This is a genomic window from Bartonella sp. PS7NMGDW, assembly GCF_042193585.1.
GTDB lineage: Bacteria > Pseudomonadota > Alphaproteobacteria > Rhizobiales > Rhizobiaceae > Bartonella > Bartonella grahamii.
Genome location: NZ_JBHILX010000002.1, coordinates 1 through 20,921 on the forward strand (window position 1 = coordinate 1; position 20,921 = coordinate 20,921).

At 36.0% G+C, this 20,921-nt stretch carries 17 protein-coding genes; 13 read left to right on the forward strand and 4 right to left on the reverse strand.

The window, feature by feature from the left end; translation table 11 throughout:
• On the forward strand, positions 1–211 hold a 211-nt coding region (locus ACFIKJ_RS01245; protein WP_375670164.1), incomplete at its 5' end, for a hypothetical protein.
• A gap of 412 nt (positions 212–623) precedes the next feature.
• On the forward strand, positions 624–812 hold the full coding sequence (locus ACFIKJ_RS01250; RefSeq protein ID WP_375670165.1) for a hypothetical protein: 189 nt from the start codon (positions 624–626) through the stop codon (positions 810–812).
• Positions 813–2,149: 1,337 nt separating this feature from the next.
• Here the strand turns inward: ACFIKJ_RS01250 and ACFIKJ_RS01255 are convergent.
• The 4 genes from ACFIKJ_RS01255 to ACFIKJ_RS01270 all read right to left on the reverse strand — a co-directional run bounded on the left by ACFIKJ_RS01255 (position 2,150) and on the right by ACFIKJ_RS01270 (position 6,766).
• Positions 2,150–2,935, reverse strand: coding sequence for a DUF1499 domain-containing protein (locus tag ACFIKJ_RS01255; RefSeq protein ID WP_375670166.1), 786 nt, complete (start codon positions 2,933–2,935; stop codon positions 2,150–2,152).
• A 534-nt stretch (positions 2,936–3,469) separates the two neighbouring features.
• On the reverse strand, positions 3,470–4,009 hold the full coding sequence (locus ACFIKJ_RS01260) for a hypothetical protein (RefSeq protein ID WP_375670167.1): 540 nt from the start codon (positions 4,007–4,009) through the stop codon (positions 3,470–3,472).
• Positions 4,002–4,598 (reverse strand): DUF1214 domain-containing protein, encoded by a 597-nt coding sequence (locus tag ACFIKJ_RS01265; protein ID WP_375651574.1) that lies wholly within the window; start codon positions 4,596–4,598, stop codon positions 4,002–4,004. The genes ACFIKJ_RS01260 and ACFIKJ_RS01265 overlap by 8 nt, the downstream gene beginning before the upstream one ends.
• Positions 4,599–4,615: 17 nt before the next feature.
• Positions 4,616–6,766: a transglycosylase domain-containing protein gene (locus tag ACFIKJ_RS01270; protein WP_375625746.1), complete on the reverse strand. Its 2,151-nt coding sequence runs from the start codon at positions 6,764–6,766 to the stop codon at positions 4,616–4,618.
• 348 nt (positions 6,767–7,114) lie between these two features.
• Here ACFIKJ_RS01270 and ACFIKJ_RS01275 point away from each other — a divergent pair, with 348 nt between their 5' ends.
• From ACFIKJ_RS01275 to ACFIKJ_RS01325, 11 genes are all read left to right on the forward strand, one after another.
• Positions 7,115–7,351, forward strand: a complete 237-nt coding sequence (locus ACFIKJ_RS01275) for a hypothetical protein (protein WP_375625100.1) — start codon at positions 7,115–7,117, stop codon at positions 7,349–7,351.
• Between the two features lie 21 nt (positions 7,352–7,372).
• Positions 7,373–8,038 (forward strand): response regulator transcription factor, encoded by a 666-nt coding sequence (locus ACFIKJ_RS01280; protein WP_375653230.1) that lies wholly within the window; start codon positions 7,373–7,375, stop codon positions 8,036–8,038.
• Positions 8,038–9,456: an ATP-binding protein gene (locus ACFIKJ_RS01285; protein WP_375625099.1), complete on the forward strand. Its 1,419-nt coding sequence runs from the start codon at positions 8,038–8,040 to the stop codon at positions 9,454–9,456. Before ACFIKJ_RS01280 ends, ACFIKJ_RS01285 begins: the two co-directional genes overlap by 1 nt.
• Positions 9,457–9,690: 234 nt before the next feature.
• Positions 9,691–10,461 (forward strand): tetratricopeptide repeat protein, encoded by a 771-nt coding sequence (locus tag ACFIKJ_RS01290; RefSeq protein WP_375625749.1) that lies wholly within the window; start codon positions 9,691–9,693, stop codon positions 10,459–10,461.
• A gap of 77 nt (positions 10,462–10,538) precedes the next feature.
• Positions 10,539–11,018, forward strand: a complete 480-nt coding sequence (gene ccmE, locus ACFIKJ_RS01295) for a cytochrome c maturation protein CcmE (protein WP_375625097.1) — start codon at positions 10,539–10,541, stop codon at positions 11,016–11,018.
• 7 nt (positions 11,019–11,025) lie between these two features.
• Positions 11,026–13,005 carry a heme lyase CcmF/NrfE family subunit gene (locus ACFIKJ_RS01300; protein WP_375625751.1) on the forward strand — a complete coding sequence of 660 codons (1,980 nt, stop codon included), beginning with the start codon at positions 11,026–11,028 and terminating at the stop codon, positions 13,003–13,005.
• Position 13,006: 1 nt separating this feature from the next.
• Positions 13,007–13,459: a cytochrome c-type biogenesis protein CcmH gene (locus ACFIKJ_RS01305; protein WP_375625753.1), complete on the forward strand. Its 453-nt coding sequence runs from the start codon at positions 13,007–13,009 to the stop codon at positions 13,457–13,459.
• 187 nt (positions 13,460–13,646) lie between these two features.
• A complete protein-coding gene (locus ACFIKJ_RS01310; protein WP_375625755.1) occupies positions 13,647–15,158 on the forward strand; it encodes a Do family serine endopeptidase in 1,512 nt (503 codons plus the stop codon).
• Between the two features lie 72 nt (positions 15,159–15,230).
• Positions 15,231–15,917 (forward strand): response regulator transcription factor, encoded by a 687-nt coding sequence (locus ACFIKJ_RS01315; protein ID WP_012754868.1) that lies wholly within the window; start codon positions 15,231–15,233, stop codon positions 15,915–15,917.
• Entirely contained in the window at positions 15,914–17,296 is a 1,383-nt protein-coding gene (locus tag ACFIKJ_RS01320; protein ID WP_375625757.1) for an ATP-binding protein, read from the forward strand. Before ACFIKJ_RS01315 ends, ACFIKJ_RS01320 begins: the two co-directional genes overlap by 4 nt.
• Positions 17,297–17,373: 77 nt before the next feature.
• A complete protein-coding gene (locus ACFIKJ_RS01325) occupies positions 17,374–20,319 on the forward strand; it encodes a bifunctional [glutamine synthetase] adenylyltransferase/[glutamine synthetase]-adenylyl-L-tyrosine phosphorylase (RefSeq protein ID WP_375625091.1) in 2,946 nt (981 codons plus the stop codon).
• Positions 20,320–20,921 lie beyond the last annotated feature (602 nt).

Genomic DNA, 20,921 nt, shown 5'->3' on the forward strand with positions numbered 1-20,921 from the left:
TGATAATAGATATTTTATTTTGGATTTTTTTGTTATGAATACTTTTACTCGCTCCTTAGTAACAGCAATTGGATTTGGATTTTGCATGTTTTTTTACAATAGATTTAAAGGTGAGAACTGGAGTATAAAAAGGACAATATTATCAACAATTATGTTTTTTATATTATATTATTCTGGAAATTTATTAGTTAAATATATGGGAATTTTATAAAAATTATTTATATATAGAATTATAATTATTTGAATTATACTCTATTGCTCTCTCTCTTAAATCATTCATAAAGTAGATGAAATTTCAGTCTGGATTTTTTGTTATGCATACTTTTACTGGCTCCTTATTGGCAACGTTTATATATGGATTTTTAATGTTTTCTTACAATAGATTTAAAGGTAAGAACTGTAGTATAAAAATGGAAATATTATCAACAATTAGGTTTTTTATATTATATTATGCTGCAAATTTATTAATTGAATATATGGGAATTTTAAAATAACATAAAATAAAGTTATTATCAGTATTTTATTATTTATTATAATTTATGTATTTTTACAAATTATAGTTTATTTTTTGCTAAATAGCATGCTCATCACATGATTCAATTAGTAACTCACATCCAAAAAGTTTGCTTTTTCCAGAAGAAGATGATTGTAGCGCAGGCGCTCATGCCCAAGCAGCAGGTGCAGGCGGCATCATAGGAGAAGTAATAGGAGGTATTGCTGGTGCAGTAGCTGGTCTACCTAGAGTAGTAGGAGGCGGATTATTAGGAGCTGCTATCGGTTTGATAGATAAGTACAATCAATGCCATCCGTAAAGTGGAAGAACACTGTTTCTAATTTATTTAGAAAATAACGATAAAGATATTTCTGAGATCAGTGATATTGTAAACATACTTTAAAGCTATGGTAATTGATTTCAGGAATATTTTTGTTTAAGACAATAGATATTTTATTTTGGATTTTTTTGTTATGAATAATTTTACTGGCGCCTTATTGGTAACGTTTATATATGGATTTTCAATTTTTTTTTACAATAGATCTAAAGGTAAGAACTGGAGTATAAAAAGGAAAATATTATCAACAATTACGTTTTTTATATTATATTATTTTGGAATTTTATTAGTTAAATATATAGGAATTTTAAAATAATATAGAATTACGTTATTATCATTATTTTATTATTTATTATAATTTATATATTTTTACAAATTATATTTGATTTTTTGCTAAATAGCATGCTTATCAAATGATTAAAGTAGTAACTCACATCCAAACAGTTGGCTTTTCCAGAAGAAGATGATTGTAGCGCAGGCTCTTATGCTCAACAGTAGGCACAGACGGTCTCGTGGGAGCCCGTAATTAGGAGGAGGGGCTGGTGCAGTAGCTGGTCTACCTAGAGCAGTAGGAGGCGGATTAGGAGGAACTGCTAACGGTTTGATAGATAAGTACAAACAATGTCATCCGTAAAGTAGAGGGAGGCTGTTTCTAATTTATTTAGAAAATAGCTAGTAAGATATTTCTGAGATCAGTGATATTGTAAACATACTTTAAAGCTATGGCTAAACTGATTTCAGGGATATTTTTGTTTATGATAATAGATATTTTATTTTGGATTCTTTGTTATGTATACTTTTATTAGTTCCTTAGTGACAGCAATTGCATTTGGATTTTTCATGTTTTTTTTCAATAGATTTAAAGGTGAGAACTGGAGTATAAAAAGAATAATATTATCAACAATTATATTTTTTATAATATATTATTCTGGAAGTTTATTAGTTAAATATATGGGAATTTTAAAATAATATAAAATCAATTTGTTATATTATTTTAAAATATAATTATAAGGTGTTATTTGTAGAGTTATTTATAAAAAATAAGTTATTATTTTTATATAATATTTATCTTTAAAAAATTTTTACTGATTACATTGGGATAGATACTTTAAATCAGTATTGTCATCAAGAGTTCTGTTTTTTATTTCCTATTTTTGAATCTTTTTAATTATTTAAAGAATGAGTAGTTTTGAGATTATTGTCTTTTGTATAAGCATTGTCAGTTTATAGTTTTTGAAAAGTGATTCTCTTCTTATGTGTCATATTTATTGAAAAATAAGCAATTTTTATGAAATAAAGTGCCTTATCTCTCTTGATTTTTATCCATCATCTTGAGAAAGAGGAAGTGACGCGATTTCCGTATCAAGTGCATCCATAAAATCGATAATAAAAGCAGCATTTGTCCCCAAATCTCTTGGCAAATAACGAGAAGCAGAACGCATATCAACAAAAGTGGTATCCCCTTCATCAGTTAAGCGTATCACGATATCCGAAATAAACCCAAGGTAAAAAGTTTTTGCTCTCGTTTCAATATAAAGCGCATTTTCTTCACCTTTAAACTCTCGTTGAGCCACAACAGGCCAATCATAGGCTGCTAAAACATTAAGAACAGATTCGCGAATACGGTCAGGTGAACCATCATAACGGCGCCCCGATAGTTCTGGCCATTGTGACATCTGTAATGTTTCTTGTTCAGTCAAAACACTTTTGAGCGGTAAAGCATCGCTGGGACGTATTGTGCGAAAAAAAGCCGGCGGGCTTTGTGTATCGGTAGAAATATCGTAAAGAGCCGGTAAGGTAAACCAAAGTCCAAAAAATAACATCAGTGGTGTAGCCGTTATGAGTGAATAAATGATCCCTTTTAAAGCTTTCATTCCCCCTAGGGCTCCATAGACCCATAAGCTGTAAAGTGCTTTTAAAGCAAGAAAAAGAGAAATAATCACACAGCCGGTAGAGATTCCGATCAAAATTATGAAGTCGGTTACGTTAATGACGGAAAAACGTTGTAAAATGACTGAAAATAATAAAATAAAGAACGCTAATCCACCAAATCGAGGGGACCATACTGCTGCTCTTGAAACGAACCGAACATATCTCTTCTTCATGAAGTTTTTTCCCCTCAATTGTAAACTATAAGCCAAGTTTTTTCAGAGTGCCTATCTTACAAAAAGCTTCTGCTTATAAGAGAAAAATAAAGCACTTATTTTTGAGGTCAAGGATGCATAATGTCTTATAAGTTTCCAGCGATTATTTTCGCACTTCATGGAAGGTAATCAGTATTTCTTCTATAGTTTATCATGTCATTGATGCGAACTTTATGGAAACGTTTGTAAATAAAAAGAAATAAATTCAAATAGCAAGCTTACAGTCGTTAACAGCATATTTTTCTAGAACTTTACTCTTGATTTTTCTCTTCTGATTGCGGGGAGTTTTTTCTGTCAGATAATGCGTATCAAATAGGATATGATGATGTGCAATAGAGATTTCATTCTACCTCAATAAAAAATTGAGGGATCTACAATCAGACAAACTTGAATTCGAGTATTCGATTAATAGAGAAAAAAGATAACCATTTTTATATGCTTTGTTGATTTTGTATAGAAAGTAAGGTGTTGTACAAATGAGAGATTAGTCCGTTTTTATTCATAAAATATGCGGCAGGTCGCAGATGAAAGGAAAGCTTCACTTTCCTTTTTTGCAAGTGAAGAAGGGGCAAAAATACGTAAAATGACAAAACCTTCATTCAAATTTTTAGCAACCAAAACTGAATTAGCATTTATTTTAGGTTTTGATTTTTTGAGTTCTATTATTTGTATTGGTTTTCCAATAATAAGATCGAGTGTATTATCAGGGGCTGTTCGGTCATTAAGGCTATAGAAAATAATTCCTTTGTGTGTGTAAGCAGCGAGTGACCAAAATTGTCGTGTTTTCAAAGCTTTTAAATGAACAGGTCCATTTTCAAGATTAAATCTGCAGACTTTAAGAAGAAAGAGTGGATCAGCAGATTGTTGAATAGGATTATCGGGAGTAAAAGCAACAAATTGATAAGGGGCGCCGGATTTTTTAAGTGCTGTCCATATATTATTTTGTGCCCAATAGGGGATGAGAAAGAGAACGCAAATATGAACGATAATAGCGCCAATGATTGCAAGAAGTGCGATATAAATGAATCTAGTCACAATTTATTTGTCCTGATGGAATTTGTTCTATTGATGGCATTGTAAGCTTTTGTAATGCCGTTGCAGAGATGATTGGGGTATCGTATAAGGTAAGAATAAGCCCGAATTCTTTTTGACTAACTGTTGCAAGCCAATTGCCGGCTTGCGGTGTAGGTGAAATATTGATGCGCAATGAGCCATCATGCTCATAAGTAATAGCGTTCGTGTGGAGTTCAAAAGGTATTTCTTTGGATGAAGTATAGGGCTTTAGGGATTTGTCAGCTGTATAAAGGGTAAAAAGACGGGTTTCAGGAATGGTGCCTTTGAGCAAATAATCACAGCGAGGGTGGAGTGGACGCCCTTGGTTATCTTGCCAAATCTGGAATTGTATACCTTCAGTACGTCCGAGTGAAACAATGCCTTGTTTAGCGGTGCGGGCGCGGGTATAGGGATCCATATTGGCGGTTCCCATTTGTGGATAAGCACTCCATTTTCCAATTCTAAAGAGTCCAAAATGATGAAAGGAATTGAGCACATAATCGACACTCAATTTTCCACATAAAATAGAAAAAGCGAAGATAAAAAAGAAAATGGTGATATTAAAAAACATCAGTGAATATCTTGAATTCAAAATGTTGAATCTCCAGTTGTTTTCATCTTCAAAGAAATTGCAGATGGTTTTTTCAGATCTTTGTTAATCAATCGCACAATATTCAATGTTTCAGGAGAAAGCGTAGAGGGTGTTGGGGGAAAAAATTCAGAATCTACATGGGAGGAAAGTATTGGGGGATGATAAGGAAGAAGAGAATCTTTAACACCATAGAGTTGTTTGAGCATAATATTTTGGTGTGCAGCAAGCATGATGCGTTGCCATATCATGGCAGGGACTCCACCCCCAAAAGCACGATTCATCGGTGAAAAGTTATCATTTCCCATCCATACCGCTCCAGTATAATTACCAGTAAAGCCAACAAACCAAGCATCACGATAGGATTGTGATGTTCCAGTTTTCCCAGCGACAAGAGTCATAGGCAGAGCAGCACGCTTACCAGACCCTCGTGTTGTGACACCCACCATCATTTGGTTCATATAAGCTGTTGATTGTTCACTCAGAACTCGGTGTAATTTTTTTCCGTTATGTTCGAGATCCCACACGACACGACCATCAATTGTTTTGATTTGTGTAAACCCATGACGATTACCAGCTATCCCGCCATTCGCAAAGACATTAAAGCCTGTAGCTTGATCCATGGGGGTCATGTTGGAAGTGCCAAGAACCATCGTTTTGTGTGATAAAATATGCGCGTTAATCCCCATATTCTTGATGAGATCTATGATGGGTTGGGTATCGCGGTGAAGATATTGATAGGTGAGATACACAGGGACTGTATTAATGGAAAAAGCTAAAGCTGTTGCTAAATCAATTTTCCCCAAATAACGACCAGAATTATTTTTTGGTGTCCACCCCCCCCAATTGATGGGAGCATCTAGAACGATTGTTGAGGGAGACAGTCCGTGTTCCAGTGCGGTTGCGTAAACATAGGGTTTGAATGAAGAACCAGTTTGCCGTCCGCCTTGTGTTGCTCTGTTAAATTGACTCTTTTTATAATCTAGTCCTCCAACAATTGCGCATACGGCACCGTTATTATCGAGTATAACAGTGGCAGCTTGTGTTACGCGATATTGTTGACCATATTGATGTAAATGATATGCAATTGATTCTTCTGCTGCTTTTTGAATATTCGGATCAAGGGTCGTTTGAATAATTAAACTATGGCTTGGAAGTTGATTACGCATTTTTTTGACTTCCTCGAATGCCCAATCAAGAAAATAATCAGCCTGATTATTTTCTATTTGGGGAAGTGCCCTAGCAGGGTGGCGATGCGCATTGATAATCTGGCTCTTCGTCATAAAGCCACTATTAACAAGATTAGAAAGGACTACATTGGCACGTGTTTGAGCCGCAAAGAGATGACTATGAGGAGCATATTTTGTTGGAGCTTTAAAGAGTCCTGCTAACATAGCAGATTCACTTAAGGATATATGACGTATGTTTTTTCCAAAATAAAATTTTGCCGCTGCGGCAATACCAAAATTATTTCCTCCCATATAGGCCCGGTCAAGATAAAGTTGTAAAATCTGTTTTTTGCTAAAATTTGCTTCTAGCCAAAGAGCAAGATAAGCTTCTTTGATTTTACGTGTTATGGTTCTCTCGTTTGTTAAGAATAAATTTTTAGCCAATTGTTGTGTGAGAGTTGAGCCACCTTGCACCACACCGTTAGCTTGCATATTTTGTGAAATTGCCCGTGTAAGTCCTTGAAAATCAATACCCCAATGATCAAAAAAACGACGGTCTTCTGTAGCAAGAACCGCTTTAATGACAGTGTCAGGCATTTCTTCAACGGGGACAGAGATCGCTGGCAATGCACCACGGTGCCCAATGGAATTTCCATAGCGATCTAGAAAAAGAATGGAAAAGTTTTTAGGAGAAGACCAATCTGTTTTGGTCAGTTCAAAAATAGAAATGCCTAAAATAGTGAAAAGAGTAAATCCCATCAACCCTAATGTCAGTATTTCATCGAGAACTTCAACGATAAAACGTTTCCATCCTTGAAGATGAAAATTTTGTGAGACGATTTTTGCCTTTTTCCAGAAAAAACTGTTAGCAGAACGAATGTGATAAAGCGCTGTGTCTAATCGTGCGTCTAATTCAATGAGAGCAGGACTGTGAAATGGCTTACGATGTTGCCTTTTCTTTTTTTTAAAAAAATCAAACATTTAAAGAGAGCCTATGGCAAAGAAATACAACCAAACAAATCTACAATAATTATATGGAGTAGAAGTATTTTTTTGCTATAGTGCTAACAGAGAAAGAGTTTATTTTAGAATTATTCATTTTTCGTAAGATAGTGTATTAAGATTTTATTATTTTATTGAATAAATTTTATTCTCATTATTAAAAATATTTTATTTTGAGTTTTTAAAAATTTGGAATAATATTAATGTGTTCTTCTGTAAGATAGAGGATAAATTATTTCCATTTGTGATTTTTAAGTCGACCCAAAAAAAACATTATTTCTTTTATTCTTTATCAAGGAAAAGAAGAGATGGGTTATTGAAATATTTATGATGAAAAAAAAATTCTTGTTTGTAATAATAGCAGCTTTTTTAGGAGCAGATTCTGTTCTAGCTTCTGGGTGTGCTGAAGTAGGTAAGAAGGTTGCCGCGCAAGAGAGCGGGGTTCTCGTCCGTTCAAAATCGGTAGTTCAGGACGGAAAGGACATGTGTGCAATTGTAGTTGTTGTACCAGCCCGTAATGGTGAAAAGTTACGTCGTGTTGAGTTTTTTGTTCCTGCTGATTAGTTTTTGGCAGATGGTGTTGTGATGCGTATCTTAATCGTTGAAGATGATCGGAATCTTCACCATCAATTAGTAGAAGCTGTAAGACGTGCAGGATATGTTTCCGATAGTGCTTTCGATGGTGAAGAGGCTTATTTTTTAGGTAGCACAGAGTCTTACGACGCGGTGATACTTGATATAGGTTTACCGCAGATTGATGGTATTCGTGTTGTTGAAAAATGGCGTCAAGAAGGGCACTCCATGCCTGTTTTAATGCTAACAGCGCGAGACCGTTGGTCTGATAAGGTGCACGGTATTGATGCTGGGGCTGACGATTATGTTGTGAAGCCATTTCATTTGGAGGAAGTGATGGCGCGTTTACGGGCATTAATTCGTCGCGCTACGGGACATGCGACAAGTGCATTATGTTGCGGAAATGTTTTGTTGGATACGAAGACGTCTCGTGTTTTTGTGGATGGTCAGTTGATTAAACTAACATCTTATGAATTCAGACTACTTTCGTATCTCATGCATCATTGTGATAGGGTCATTTCAAGAACAGAGCTTACTGAACATCTTTATGATCAGGATTTTGATAAGGACTCGAATACGGTGGAAGTCTTTGTAGGTCGGTTACGGAAAAAGCTTGGAGTGGATTTGATTGAAACTATTCGAGGAATGGGGTATCGCGTGAGAACGCTAGGTGATTAATGAATACTTTCGAAGAGAATAATTGGTGTAGGAGGTTCTTTTTTGTAATTACTCGATCTCTCAGTTTACGTGTTATGGTCTTATCAACATTATGGGTTGTTATTTCTCTTTTATCGATTTCTGCAGTAAGTATTTTATTTTATAAACGTTCAACTGAACAAAGCCTAGAGCGTATTCTTTCTGCTCAACTCTACAGTCTTATTGCAACAGTGACGGTGTCATCGGAAGGTACTTTGAGAGGAGGGGCTGGGATTGATGATATTCGTTATTCTGATCCAACAACAGGATGGTATTGGGAAGTTGTTGCGATATCCCATAATTTAAAAGGAAGATTGACATCCCCCTCATTGGGAACAGGCGAGATATTTACACCAAGTGATGTTGATATACCTTTTGACAATAAGTTCTTTCGCTCTTATCGGATAAAGGGGAACAATGGTCAAAAGCTACAAGTGATTGAGAGTGATGTTGTTCTTGATAATGAAAATCATATTGCACGTTTTCGGCTTGTTGGGAATATCGATGAAGCTCATGCCCAGGTAAAGGAATTTAAGCGAACTTTGCAAATTTTTCTTTGGAGTTTTGGTATCGGGAGTGTCCTTATTAATATTGCTATTATTTTCTTTAGTTTTCAACCGTTGAAGCTTATTCGACGCGCATTGAATGATATTCGCGAAGGAAAAGTTCACTATGTGAATACGGATTTAGTAAGCGAAGTAATGCCGCTTGTACAAGAGATGAATGCTCTCATTAATAATAATCAGCGTATTATTGAGCGATTTCGCACACAGGTTGGTAATCTTGCTCATTCATTGAAAACGCCTCTATCCGTGATTATGAATGAGACAGATAAGATGCGCGGAGAAAAGGCTTGTTTGTTGAGAGAGCAAACGCAAATAATGCAAGCTCAAATCAATCATTATCTTCAGCGTGCGCGGATTGCAGCACAATGCGATAGTATTGTCTATCATACGTCTGTTCGCAGTGTGCTTGAACGTTTAGTGCGGGTTATGAAAAAGCTTAATCCTGAAAAACAAATTCAATTTATTATGGATGTTGATGATATTGTTTTTTCTGGAGAGAAGGAAGATTTAGAAGAAATTATAGGGAATTTGATTGAAAATGCTACTCAGTGGTCTCGAGCAAAGGTTTTGATCTCTTGTTGTTTAGAAGAAAATGTTGAAGAAACAGAATATTTTAGTATCTTTGTAGAAGATGATGGCCCTGGTTTAACAGAAGACAAAATGGAGGAAGCATTAAAAAGAGGGCGGCGGTTTAATGAAAGTAAACTAGGGGCAGGTTTAGGGCTAGCAATTGTTTCAGATATGGTTAGTGAATATGGTGGCAAGCTCTTTTTATCACGTTCTGATTTGGGTGGGTTGTATGCAAAAGTTTTATTACCTAAGATGGGAGAATAACATATTTTCGCCTTAAGCAAGAAATGTCTATAAAGTTTGTAAAGCAGTATTTTCAGATAATACATAAAGAGTAGGGAAACATTGTTTTTAGTTTCTTTGCTTAATTGATATATATGATAGATATTTATAATATTTTCCATGAAAAAATGAATTTTTATCAATTCACATCACTCTTCTCATGAAGATGGTAAAATGTAAGCGAGTCATTCTCTGTGCGTATTGGAAAAAAATGATATGCTTTTATTAATTTTTGCAGCATTTTTTCTGACTTTTCTGGCAAGTATTCTTTTTCTTTCACTACGTTTTGACGATGATATAAAGAAAGAATGGAAAGTTCAAACCGTGGATGGTTATAGAAGTCATAAGCATACGATTGAGTTTAACAAGCTTTATATGCATTATAAAAAAAGAAATATTCTTAAGGCGTTAAGTATTTTATTTGTTCTTCTTATGACATGGAATATTTATGGTCTGACAGGCAGTCCAGAAGTGAAAAGTTATTTTTTTAGCGAATTAATGGATAAGGATCCTAAAACTCTTAGTAAGCAAGAAAAGCTTATTCGTTTACAAGTGCTTTTTTTCCGTGCACCTCATGATGGCAAGCTAGCAGATGCGTTAGCGGTAGGGTATCTCGAAGAAAGCCTTTTTCAAGAGGCTGTGAATACTTATTTAGACGCACTTCGTTTGAATGGAGAAACAGCTCCAAGGCTTGTAGGATATGGTTTAGCATTGGTTGGTTATGAAGGGGGAGTGATAACACAAGAAGCACAAAATGCTTTTCAAAAAGCAGCAGATTTAGCGCCAACAGATTTTTATCCACGTTTGTTGTTGGCCGATGCATTGCATCAAGCAGGAAAAACTGCGCAGGCAGTGCAATTTTTACAAAGCTTTCTTGATACAATGCCTGAAAATTTTTCAGGACAATCACGTGTTAAAAAAATGATGATTCAGTTACGTGATTTATCGCGTGAGCATACAGAGAAAAGAAATCTTGCACCTGTGTAGAAGATGTGCAAAGCTCTTAAGAAATAAAATATTGATACTTAATTATAACGTATTTAAACTTTTTTCGCAGAGTGTCTATGAACAGTCAATCTTTAAAGAGTTCTGCCTCATGGAAGGTTATTTTAGAGCAGCGAAAAAAAAGGCGCTTACTGATCATATTATTATGTTGTTTGGTTATGACAATTGCAGCAAGTCTCATAGTGTATGCAATGCGTCATGCGGTCAGTTTTTTTAGAATGCCCTCTGAAATTACAAGAGAAGATATTTTAACGGAGCGCCCTTTGCGTTTGGGTGGCTTTGTTGAAAAGGGAACCGTTCAATATGTTGGAGAGAGAGGCGTTATTTTTTTTGTAACGGATAACAAAAAACATGAAAAAGTAGTTTTCAACGGTGCCTTACCGGATCTTTTTCGTGAAGGTCAGGGAGTGATTGTAGAAGGGCATTTTGATAAACAGGGTTTTTTTATAGGGATGCGTATTTTAGCAAAACATGATGAAACTTATATGCCTAAAGAAACAGCTGATCGTTTGAAAAAATATTACAGTATGGAGAAATAATTCGATTGTGCTTGTCGAACTGGGTCATATTTTTTTAGCTGCAGCATTTTCAGTAAGCTTATTAGGGGCGTTCTTACCTGCTTTAGGTGTTTGGTGGAGAGAGCGTTTGTTAATGCAAACAGCTGTTCCTCTAGCATATATCACTTTTACATTACTACTTTTATCTTTTTTAGTGATAATTTATGCTTATGTCGTATCTGATTTTTCTGTTTTGAACGTTGTTGAAAATTCTCATTCAGAAAAACCGATGCTCTATAAAATTATAGGTGTTTGGAGCAACCACGAAGGCTCTATGTTGTTATGGGTTTTAAGTCTTGCTTTTTTTAGTGCATTGATGGCCTTTTTTAGCCAACATTTTCCAGAAGATTTTAAGACGCTTGTTTTAATTTGCCAAAGTTGGATTACAAGTGCTTTTCTTTTATTTATTCTTTTTGTATCCAACCCATTTTTACGTGTGAATCCACCAGCATTACAGGGAAATGGTCTCAATCCTCTTTTACAAGATATCGCATTAGCAATTCATCCACCGCTACTTTATTTAGGTTATGTCGGTTTTTCACTTTGTTTTTCTTTTGCCGTTGCGGCATTGATTGTGGGACATGTTGATAGAATTTGGGCGCGTGGGATTCGTCCATGGCTTTTACTTTCTTGGTGTTTTTTGACATTGGGTATTATGGTTGGCTCCTATTGGGCTTATTATGAGCTAGGATGGGGGGGCTATTGGTTTTGGGATCCTGTTGAAAATGTTTCGTTTATGCCTTGGCTTTCAGGAACGGCTCTTTTACATTCTGCTCTTGTTCTCGAAAAACGAGAAATATTGAAAAGTTGGACTTTGTTTTTAGCGCTGCTTACTTTTTCCCTTTCTCTGATGGGAACTTTTCTTGTGCGTTCGGGGCTTTTAGTTTCTGTTCATAGTTTTGCTGTTGATCCAGCACGGGGGCAAGCAATTCTTGCACTTTTATTGTTTTTTACAGGAGCGGCTTTTCTTCTTTTTGCTTTGCGCACCCCTATTTTAAAAACAGGAAATTTTTTTCAACCAATTTCACGTGAAGGGTTTATTGTTTTAAATAACTTGTTACTAACAACAATAACAGCAACAGTATTGATTGGTACGCTTTATCCTTATTTTATTGAGATATTAACAGGACAAAAAATTTCTGTAGGGGCTGCTTTTTTTAACCTTACCTGTGGACCGCTAATGGTTTTGCTGTTGTTGTTTGTTCCGTTTGGGACAATGATGGCATGGAAACGCGGTGATTTTCTTGCAGTTTTTGAACGGTTATGGTTTGTTTTTGTATTGGTTGGTATCGTCTGTTTTGTAATATTTTATGCGACATCTGTGCGTGATATTTTTGCCGTTTTAGGGATTGGGCTTTCAGCGTTTGTTTTTTTAGGCAGTTTAGCGGATCTATGGGGAAAGAGTGGATATGGCAAGAGAGCTTTTTCAGTACGCGTTAAGAGATTTCTTGGATTGCCATGGTCTACTTTTGGTGCAGCAATAGCACATATGGGATTAGGTGTTACATTATTTGGTATTGTTTGTGTGGCAAGTTTTGGGCAAGAACGTATTTTAATCATGAACGTAGGGGATAGGGTGACGATAGCGGATAAAACGCTTCATTTTGATGCAGTGTATGATGATGTTGGTTCGAATTATTCGGCAATGGAGTTTTATTTTAAAATATATGAAAATAAAAACATTGTGGGTCATGTAACAGCCTCAAAGCGATTTTACTCGAGCCAAAATACATCAACAACAGAAGTTGGTCTGAAAAATCATGGCTTATCGCAGCTATATATTGTACCAGGACATATCGATAATCGGGGTCTTGTTGTGCATGTATGGTGGAAGCCTTATGTAATATGTATTTGGTTAGGGGCATTCATGATGGCTATGGGGGGATGTCTTTCTCTTCTGGGGTATTGGTTTCGCATTGGTATGTACAATAGGGTAATGCCTGCTTTAAATTTTTGGAAAAGACATTGAGATGAAAAAAATTCTTTGGATTGTATTTTTTTTAATTGCAACGTTTCCTTTTCAATTAGCAATAGCAGTAGAGCCGGATGAGATTTTAAAGGATAAGATTCTTGAAGCGCGAGCACGCCATATTTCATCGCATTTACGTTGTCCGGTTTGTCAAAATCAATCAATTGATGATTCAGATGCTGCTTTAGCACGTGATTTACGGCTTTTAATTCGGGAAAGGCTAAAAATGGGCTATAGTAATCAGCAAGTCACTGACTTTCTTGTTGAGCGATATGGTGAATTTATTCTCTTGAAGCCACCATTGAATAAAATAACTTGGTTTTTATGGTTTTCGCCTTTGATCATTATCATCATTGGCGCAAGTATCATATTTTTCCACTTCAAACGGAACAATCATGAGAAAATAATGAGTTATGTGAATGAAGAAGAACAGCCAAAAATGCCATTGCATTAAAAAAGATGTTATATAAAAGAAAAAAATCAGATCATCTGCAATGAGCATACAATCTTATTGTAATTATATTAGGGAATACTGAAACCTTACAAAACTTTAATAATTTAGACAGAAAATGGTAAGGTCTGGTGTTTTATAAGTGATCGAAATTGGAATAAAGGTATGATTGAATAGGAGCATAGAGTAAATGGTTAAAAAGGCTTTCTTTAAAACATTTGTCGCAGTGAGTTTTTCTGCGATATTGGAAAGTGCACTGTTTTTTAGTGGATGTACATCAAGCTTGTGGATAACAAAGGCTCATGCAAGTTCTGTATTTACTTCGTTAATACAACAACAGGGATTTGCCGATATTGTTGCTCAAGTGAAACCAGCCGTTGTAGCAGTACAAGTAAAGAGCAATAAAAAGAAAGAAGATAGGTTCTTTAGCAACTTTTTTAGTGGTCCAGGACTTGATCAATTACCAGACCAGCATCCTTTAAAAAGATTTTTTAAAGAGTTTTATGATTTTGATAAACCTAAAAATAAATTTCCCCACCAATCGCAAAGACTCCGTCCTGTTGCTTTTGGATCGGGTTTTTTTATTTCGTCTGATGGGTACATCGTGACCAATGATCATGTGATTTCTGATGGAACAAGTTATACTGTTGTTCTTGATGATGGTACAGAATTGAATGCAAAGCTCATTGGGAAAGACCCCAAAACCGACCTTGCCGTATTAAAAGTGAGTGATAAAAGAAAATTTTCCTATGTTGATTTTGGTGATGATTCAAAGCTTCGTGTTGGGGATTGGGTTGTTGCCATTGGGAACCCATTTGGCCTTGGTGGAACTGTGACAGCAGGTATTGTTTCTGCACGTGGACGTGATATTGGCACTGGTGTGTACGATGATTTTATTCAGATTGATGCTGCTGTTAATAGAGGAAACTCTGGTGGTCCAACGTTTGATCTTAATGGAAAGGTTGTTGGGGTTAATACAGCAATTTTTTCTCCTTCTGGAGGAAATGTTGGGATTGCTTTTGCTATTCCGGCAGCGACTGTAAAACAGGTTGTACAACAACTTATTGAAAAAGGTTCAGTTCAACGTGGTTGGTTAGGTGTTCAGATTCAGCCGGTAACAAAGGAGATTTCCGATTCAATAGGTTTGAAAGAAGCCAAAGGTGCTTTGGTTACTGATCCGTTAAAAGGACCGGCAGAAAAGGCTGGTATTAAAGCGGGTGATGTAATTATTTCAGTGAATAATGAAAAGGTTGCTGATACACGTGAGCTGGCGAAACGTATTGCAAATATTAAACCAGGAGAAACGGTAACTATAGGGATTTGGAGATCAGGTAAGGAGGAGAGTATCAAGGTTAAGCTCGCTTCAATGTCTGAAGATGAAAGTAAGAAAGAGGCTTCAAAATATTCAAATGAACGGGGTGATTTAGATGAAACATTGGAAGATTATGGTCTGATTGTTATACCCTCTGATGATGGTGTAGGGGTTGTCGTAACGGAGGTCGATACCGATTCAGATGCTGCAGATAAAGGGATACGTCCTGGTGATATCATTGTGACAGTAAATAATAAACCGGTTAAACGAGTCTCTGATATTGTTAGTACAATCAAAAATGCTCAGCAGTTAGGACGAAAGGCTATACTCTTACAAGTGCGAACAAATGATCAAAATCGTTTTGTTGCTCTACCAATTTTGAAAAAATAAGGCTTTAGTTGTAGGACAAATGTTTATTAAACATTTGTCCTACAACATAATAAAGTAATGGAGATACGTTTTATGAAGATACTCGTTATTGAAGATGATCATGAGACGGGGCATTATCTCGAAAAGGCTTTTTTGGAAGTAGGGCATTCCGTTGATGTTGCTTATGATGGGGATACGGGATACGCTTTAGCGACCACGGAAAATTATGACGTTATGGTTGTTGATCGAATGCTTTTGCATCGTGATGGTCTTTCTATTATTGCTGAATTGCGCGCTAAAGGCAATGAAACACCGGTTCTTATTCTGTCTGCTTTAGGGCAAGTCAATGATCGTGTAACGGGGTTGCGTGCAGGGGGAGATGATTATTTGACAAAGCCTTATGCTTTTTCTGAACTTCTTGCGCGTGTTGAAGTTTTACAACGGCGGAAAAATCCTAAAGAAGCAGAAACTGTTTATTGTGTAGGTAATCTTGAGCTTGATCGGCTAGCACATACGGTAAAACGGGGTGATAGAAACATTCTATTGCAACCACGAGAGTTTCGTTTACTTGAATATTTGATGCGCTATGCGGGGCAGGTTGTTACACGCACTATGCTTTTGGAAAATGTTTGGGATTACCATTTTGATCCACAAACGAATGTCATTGATGTCCATATCTCCCGTTTGAGAGCCAAAATTGAAAAAGATTTTGATGTTCCCCTTCTCCATACCGTGCGTGGAGCTGGATATATGCTGAAAGCACCAGATAACAAAGCATGAATCGTTTGATTAATATAATGCGCACGACGGCGCTAAGGCTTTCAGCACTTTACATTTTATTGTTTGGATTGGTGGCAACAGGGCTTTCTATTTATATGACGGCATTTTCTGCTTCATTGTTAACAGAGCAAACTGAACAGGCTTTACATGAAGAATTAAAGTATATTGAAAATGCTTATAATTATGGGGGATTATCCTTATTAATGCGCACTATTGATTATCGTTCAAGACAACCAGGAGCATTTCTTTATCTTGTCACGGATTCTATGGGGCGTATTTTAGCAGGAAATGTAGCACGTATTGAATTAGGTCTTTTGAATCAGAGTGGTTTTATTTCTACCTCTTTTTTATACTCCCGTTTTGGAGAACATGGCAAAACAAGTGAACATCGCGCTTTGGCGGTTATTGTTGATTTACCTAATGCTATGAAGATTCTTATAGGACGCGATTTGGATGAGCCAGAACGTTTTGCAGTGGTTATTCGTAAAGCTGTGGTCATTGCACTTGCTGCAATGGTTGGAGGCGCTTTACTCATATGGTTTTTTGTTGGCAGGAGAGCTTTACAAAGGATTGATCATGTAACGGCTGCATCACAGCGCTTGATGGATGGTGATTTCAGTGGGCGTTTACCTGTCTCTGGAGTAGGGGATGAGTTTGATCGATTGTCAGCTAATCTTAATGTTATGTTAGACCGCATTGAAGAGTTAAATATTGGTTTACGTCAAGTATCAGATAACATTGCTCATGATCTGAAAACGCCGTTAACGCGTCTTAGAAATCGCGCTGAAGAGGCGCTTTCAGGAAATAAGACAAAGCTTGAATATCGTCAGGTCCTTGATAGGGTTATTGCAGAATCAGATCAACTTATTTGTACGTTCAATGCGATTTTAATGATTTCACGTATTGAGGCCAGCAATGCAATTGAGCATCTTGAAATGATGAATATGAAACTGATCCTTGAAGATGCTGTTGAGATTTACGAACCTTTTGCTGAAGAGTCAGGTGTTTTACTTCGGTTGGGGAATATATTTAATAAAGACCTTAAGTTGAATCGTGAGCTTGTTGCACAATCAATTTTTAACCTTATAGATAATGCCATTAAATATGCGTCTAAAGGTGAAAGGAAAGCGGAGGTTTGCTTATCAATGGAATATCGTGATGAACATTTATTAGTTGTTGTGAGCGATAATGGACCAGGAATAGCAGAGGATAAACTTGAAAAAGTGACAGAACGATTTGTTCGTCTTGAAGAAAGCCGCACACAACCTGGGTTTGGGATTGGTTTAAGTATAGCAAAAGCAGTTATGAAGCTTCACGGGGGTGAGTTGTTACTTGAAAATGCAAATCCAGGGCTTAGGGCTGTTTTGTTATTTCCTTAAAGATATTTTTCTTCACTTTTCTCTTTTCATACGTAACAACTATTTTAAAAGTATAAAGCAATAGAAAGGAAGGCAAAATGCTTTTCAAGGGAGCGCAGACGAAACAAGCTTTTTTAAAAACACAGCTTCTCCCTTTATGCCCTCTCGATAAAAGTGGTTCCCAATGGTTAAAAGACATGGAAGAACAAGCAAGGGAAGAAGGTTTAGAATCTCTTATTTCCCTTATCTTAGAGAGTGGAACGCAGATTGATTTTATCAGTTCAGTTATGACCTTATCTCCTTTTTTGCGTGAGGTTTTAATTGCCAATCCATCATATCTTAGTGCTTTATTAAATGTTGATATAGAAACAAGGCTGAGCGAAATTATAGATGATATTACGGCTATTGATAAGGATGAATCTATAAATGAAACTTCATTAATGGCTGCTTTAAGGCGCAAAAAAAGAGAAGCGCATGTTCTCATTGCTTTAGCTGATTTGAGTGGTGTTTTTACTTACGAAGTTTCATGTGCTTGGTTGACACGTTTGGGCGAAGCAGCATTAAGTGTAGCGCTGCGTTTTCTATTAAGAGAAGCGCATGATCATGGTAAGATCAATTTATTAAGCCGTGAGAATCCAGAAAAAGACTGTGGTTTAATTATTTTAGGGATGGGAAAATTAGGAGCAGGGGAACTTAATTATTCTTCTGATATTGATCTTATTGTTTTCATTGATGAAACATCACCTCATATTGGTAATCTTTCTGAAAGTGTTGACGTATTTTCTAAAATGGTACGCCGATTAATCCGTATCATTCAAGAACGCACTGCGGAAGGATATGTTTTTCGTCTTGATTTTCGGCTTCGTCCAGATCCAGGATCAACCCCTTTGGCCTTACCAGTAAGGACTGCCTTGCGGTATTACGAAGGGCGTGGACAAAATTGGGAACGAGCAGCCATGATTAAAGCACGTCCAGTTGCTGGCGATAAGAGGGCAGGTTTTAACTTTCTTAAAGAGCTTTTTCCCTATGTGTGGCGGAAATATTTAGATTACGCTGCTATTGCTGATATTCATTCGATCAAACGTCAAATTCATGCGCATAAAAATTACGGTCAAATTGCAGCTTATGGGCATAATATAAAGTTAGGTCGTGGTGGTATTCGTGAGATTGAGTTTTTTGTTCAGACACAACAGCTTATTGCCGGTGGGCGTTTTCCTCAATTACGTGGACGTCAGACAGTTGCAATGTTAGCAGAACTTCACACGCTTGGTTGGATTAGTGAGAAAACAAGAAATAGTCTTATAAAAAGTTATGCTTTTCTTCGAAATGTGGAACATCGGATTCAGATGCTTTTCGATGAACAAACACACCTTCTTCCAAATGATATTGCTCAATTCACGAGTGTTGCCTATTTAATGGGTTATCAAGACAGTAACAGTTTTATCCGTGATTTATTAAAAACACTTCAGGTTGTTGAAAAACATTATGCAGCACTGTTTGAGAATGAGCAAGAACTTGGTTTAGAAATTGGTAATTTAGTTTTTACAGGTGAAGAAGATGATCCGGAGACATTAATAACGTTAAGCCGTTTAGGCTTTGAAAGAGCAAGTGATATTTGTCGTATTATGCGCACTCTCCATTGTGGTCGTTATAAAGCAACGCAATCAGCCGAAGCACGCGAGAGATTAACGGAATTAACACCAGCTCTTTTGAAAGCTTTTGGTGGGACAAAACGAGCTGATGAGGCGATGTTGCGTTTTGATAGTTTTTTACAGGGCTTACCTTCAGGAATTCAGCTTTTTAGTCTTTTACAGTCTAATCCCTCTCTTTTGGATATGCTTGTCCTTATTATGGGTGCTGCTCCACGTCTTGCAGAAATTATTACACGCAGATCCCATGTTTTTGATGGAATGTTAGATCCGAATATTCTTTCAGAATTACCAACAAAAGCGTATTTAGAAAAACGGCTTGAATATTTTCTTGAAAATATTCTTTCTTATGAGGAAATTCTCGACCATTTAAGAATTTTTGCAGATGAACAACGTTTTTTAATTGGTATTCGAATTTTGAATGGTGCAATTACAGGAGAAAGAGCGGGTTTTGCTTTTACTGCGCTTGCTGATCTTATGATTACAAAAACATTTGCTGCCGTTCAAGAGGAATTTTCTCGTCTTCATGGTAGTATTAAAGGGGGGCGTGTTGGCATATTGGGTATGGGGAAGCTTGGAAGTCGCGAATTAACAGCAGATTCCGATGTTGACCTCGTTTTGCTTTATGAACACGATGATGATGCAGAAATATCTGATGGAGAAAAGCCTCTTTATATCTCTCAATATTATACGCGTTTAGCACAGCGCCTCATTTCTGCTTTATCCACTCTTACAAGCCAAGGTGTTCTTTATGTCGTTGATTTAAGGTTACGGCCGTTAGGCAATAAAGGACCTGTTGCTGTTTCTTTTCCATTTTTTAAAAAGTATTATCGCCAAGAAGCATGGATATGGGAATATCTTGCTTTAACAAGGGCTCGAGGCATTGCAGGAGATCCTGATTTTTTACAAAAGCTAGAAAATGAAGTGTGTGCAATTATTGCTATTTCTCGTGATAAGAAGGAAGTTGCAAAAGAAGTATGTGAAATGCGTTCCTTGATTGCAAAAGAAAAGCCGCCAAAAAATCAATGGGATTTAAAAACGATGTCTGGTGGCATTATGGATTTGGAGTTTATTGCTCAATTTTCTCTTATTACGCATGTCATTGAGTTTCAAATTGGAGCAACAACAGCTGATATTTTAGATCACTTACCAGACAGTTTTCTTAATCAGTCATGTATTGCTGATTTACATTATGCCTATCATCTTTATACAAATTTGAGTCAAATTATACGGCTTTGCTTAAATGATTCTCTTGATCCCAATGATATGCCACCTGGATTAAGTGACCTTTTGTTAAATAGTGTTGGGGAACCTGATTTGCTTCGTGTTGAAAAACTAATTGCAGAAACTGGGCAATTGGTCTGTTCAGTTTTTACAAAAATCATGAAACATTAAAATAATTTTATAAGAATAATAAAAATTATTAATTCCGTTTTTATATATTAATTTTTGTCTTTTATTTCATTACACACTTGAGAGGGTTAGAGTGAAGTTCTCTACTGGTTTCTCAAGTGTGATGAAAAAAAAATTCTGTTAGATGTGTCATTCTTTATACAAAAAGCGATGAGTGACGAGTTTAGTGAATGATATTCTTTATGAGCCTTATCTCATGTGTATGATAAAAGCATATGGGTCATTTATTAAGCAGCGGTATATCAGATACATTTATGAATTAAGGGATATTCAATACAAAAATATATGCAAGAGTGTTTTTATCGTACATATTTATATAAAAACTTATAGAGATTATGTCTCATTACACTAATAATACCAAAATATTAAAATCAATATGATAAAAATCTTTATTGATTACATATCTCATTTTTTCAAAAAATTGATATTATAATTATTTGTATAATCATGATTAATATGAAGCTATAAAAGCTAATATGTAATAATTAATGGAAATATAAAGCATATTTAAATTTTTTTATAATATTATTTATTAAAACTAATTTTATTTTTTTATAACTGTGTCATTTTTGCTATAGATTTTA

Coding starts and splice junctions, on each gene's coding strand:
- ACFIKJ_RS01255 (WP_375670166.1), bottom strand. CDS start 2,935: ATGAAGAAGAGATATGTTCGGTTCGTTTCAAGAGCAGCAGTATGGTCC.
- ACFIKJ_RS01265 (WP_375651574.1), bottom strand. CDS start 4,598: ATGTTTTTTAATATCACCATTTTCTTTTTTATCTTCGCTTTTTCTATT.
- ACFIKJ_RS01270 (WP_375625746.1), bottom strand. CDS start 6,766: ATGTTTGATTTTTTTAAAAAAAAGAAAAGGCAACATCGTAAGCCATTT.
- ACFIKJ_RS01275 (WP_375625100.1), top strand. CDS start 7,115: ATGATGAAAAAAAAATTCTTGTTTGTAATAATAGCAGCTTTTTTAGGA.
- ACFIKJ_RS01280 (WP_375653230.1), top strand. CDS start 7,373: ATGCGTATCTTAATCGTTGAAGATGATCGGAATCTTCACCATCAATTA.
- ACFIKJ_RS01285 (WP_375625099.1), top strand. CDS start 8,038: ATGAATACTTTCGAAGAGAATAATTGGTGTAGGAGGTTCTTTTTTGTA.
- ACFIKJ_RS01290 (WP_375625749.1), top strand. CDS start 9,691: ATGCTTTTATTAATTTTTGCAGCATTTTTTCTGACTTTTCTGGCAAGT.
- ccmE (WP_375625097.1), top strand. CDS start 10,539: ATGAACAGTCAATCTTTAAAGAGTTCTGCCTCATGGAAGGTTATTTTA.
- ACFIKJ_RS01305 (WP_375625753.1), top strand. CDS start 13,007: ATGAAAAAAATTCTTTGGATTGTATTTTTTTTAATTGCAACGTTTCCT.
- ACFIKJ_RS01310 (WP_375625755.1), top strand. CDS start 13,647: ATGGTTAAAAAGGCTTTCTTTAAAACATTTGTCGCAGTGAGTTTTTCT.
- ACFIKJ_RS01315 (WP_012754868.1), top strand. CDS start 15,231: ATGAAGATACTCGTTATTGAAGATGATCATGAGACGGGGCATTATCTC.
- ACFIKJ_RS01320 (WP_375625757.1), top strand. CDS start 15,914: ATGAATCGTTTGATTAATATAATGCGCACGACGGCGCTAAGGCTTTCA.
- ACFIKJ_RS01325 (WP_375625091.1), top strand. CDS start 17,374: ATGCTTTTCAAGGGAGCGCAGACGAAACAAGCTTTTTTAAAAACACAG.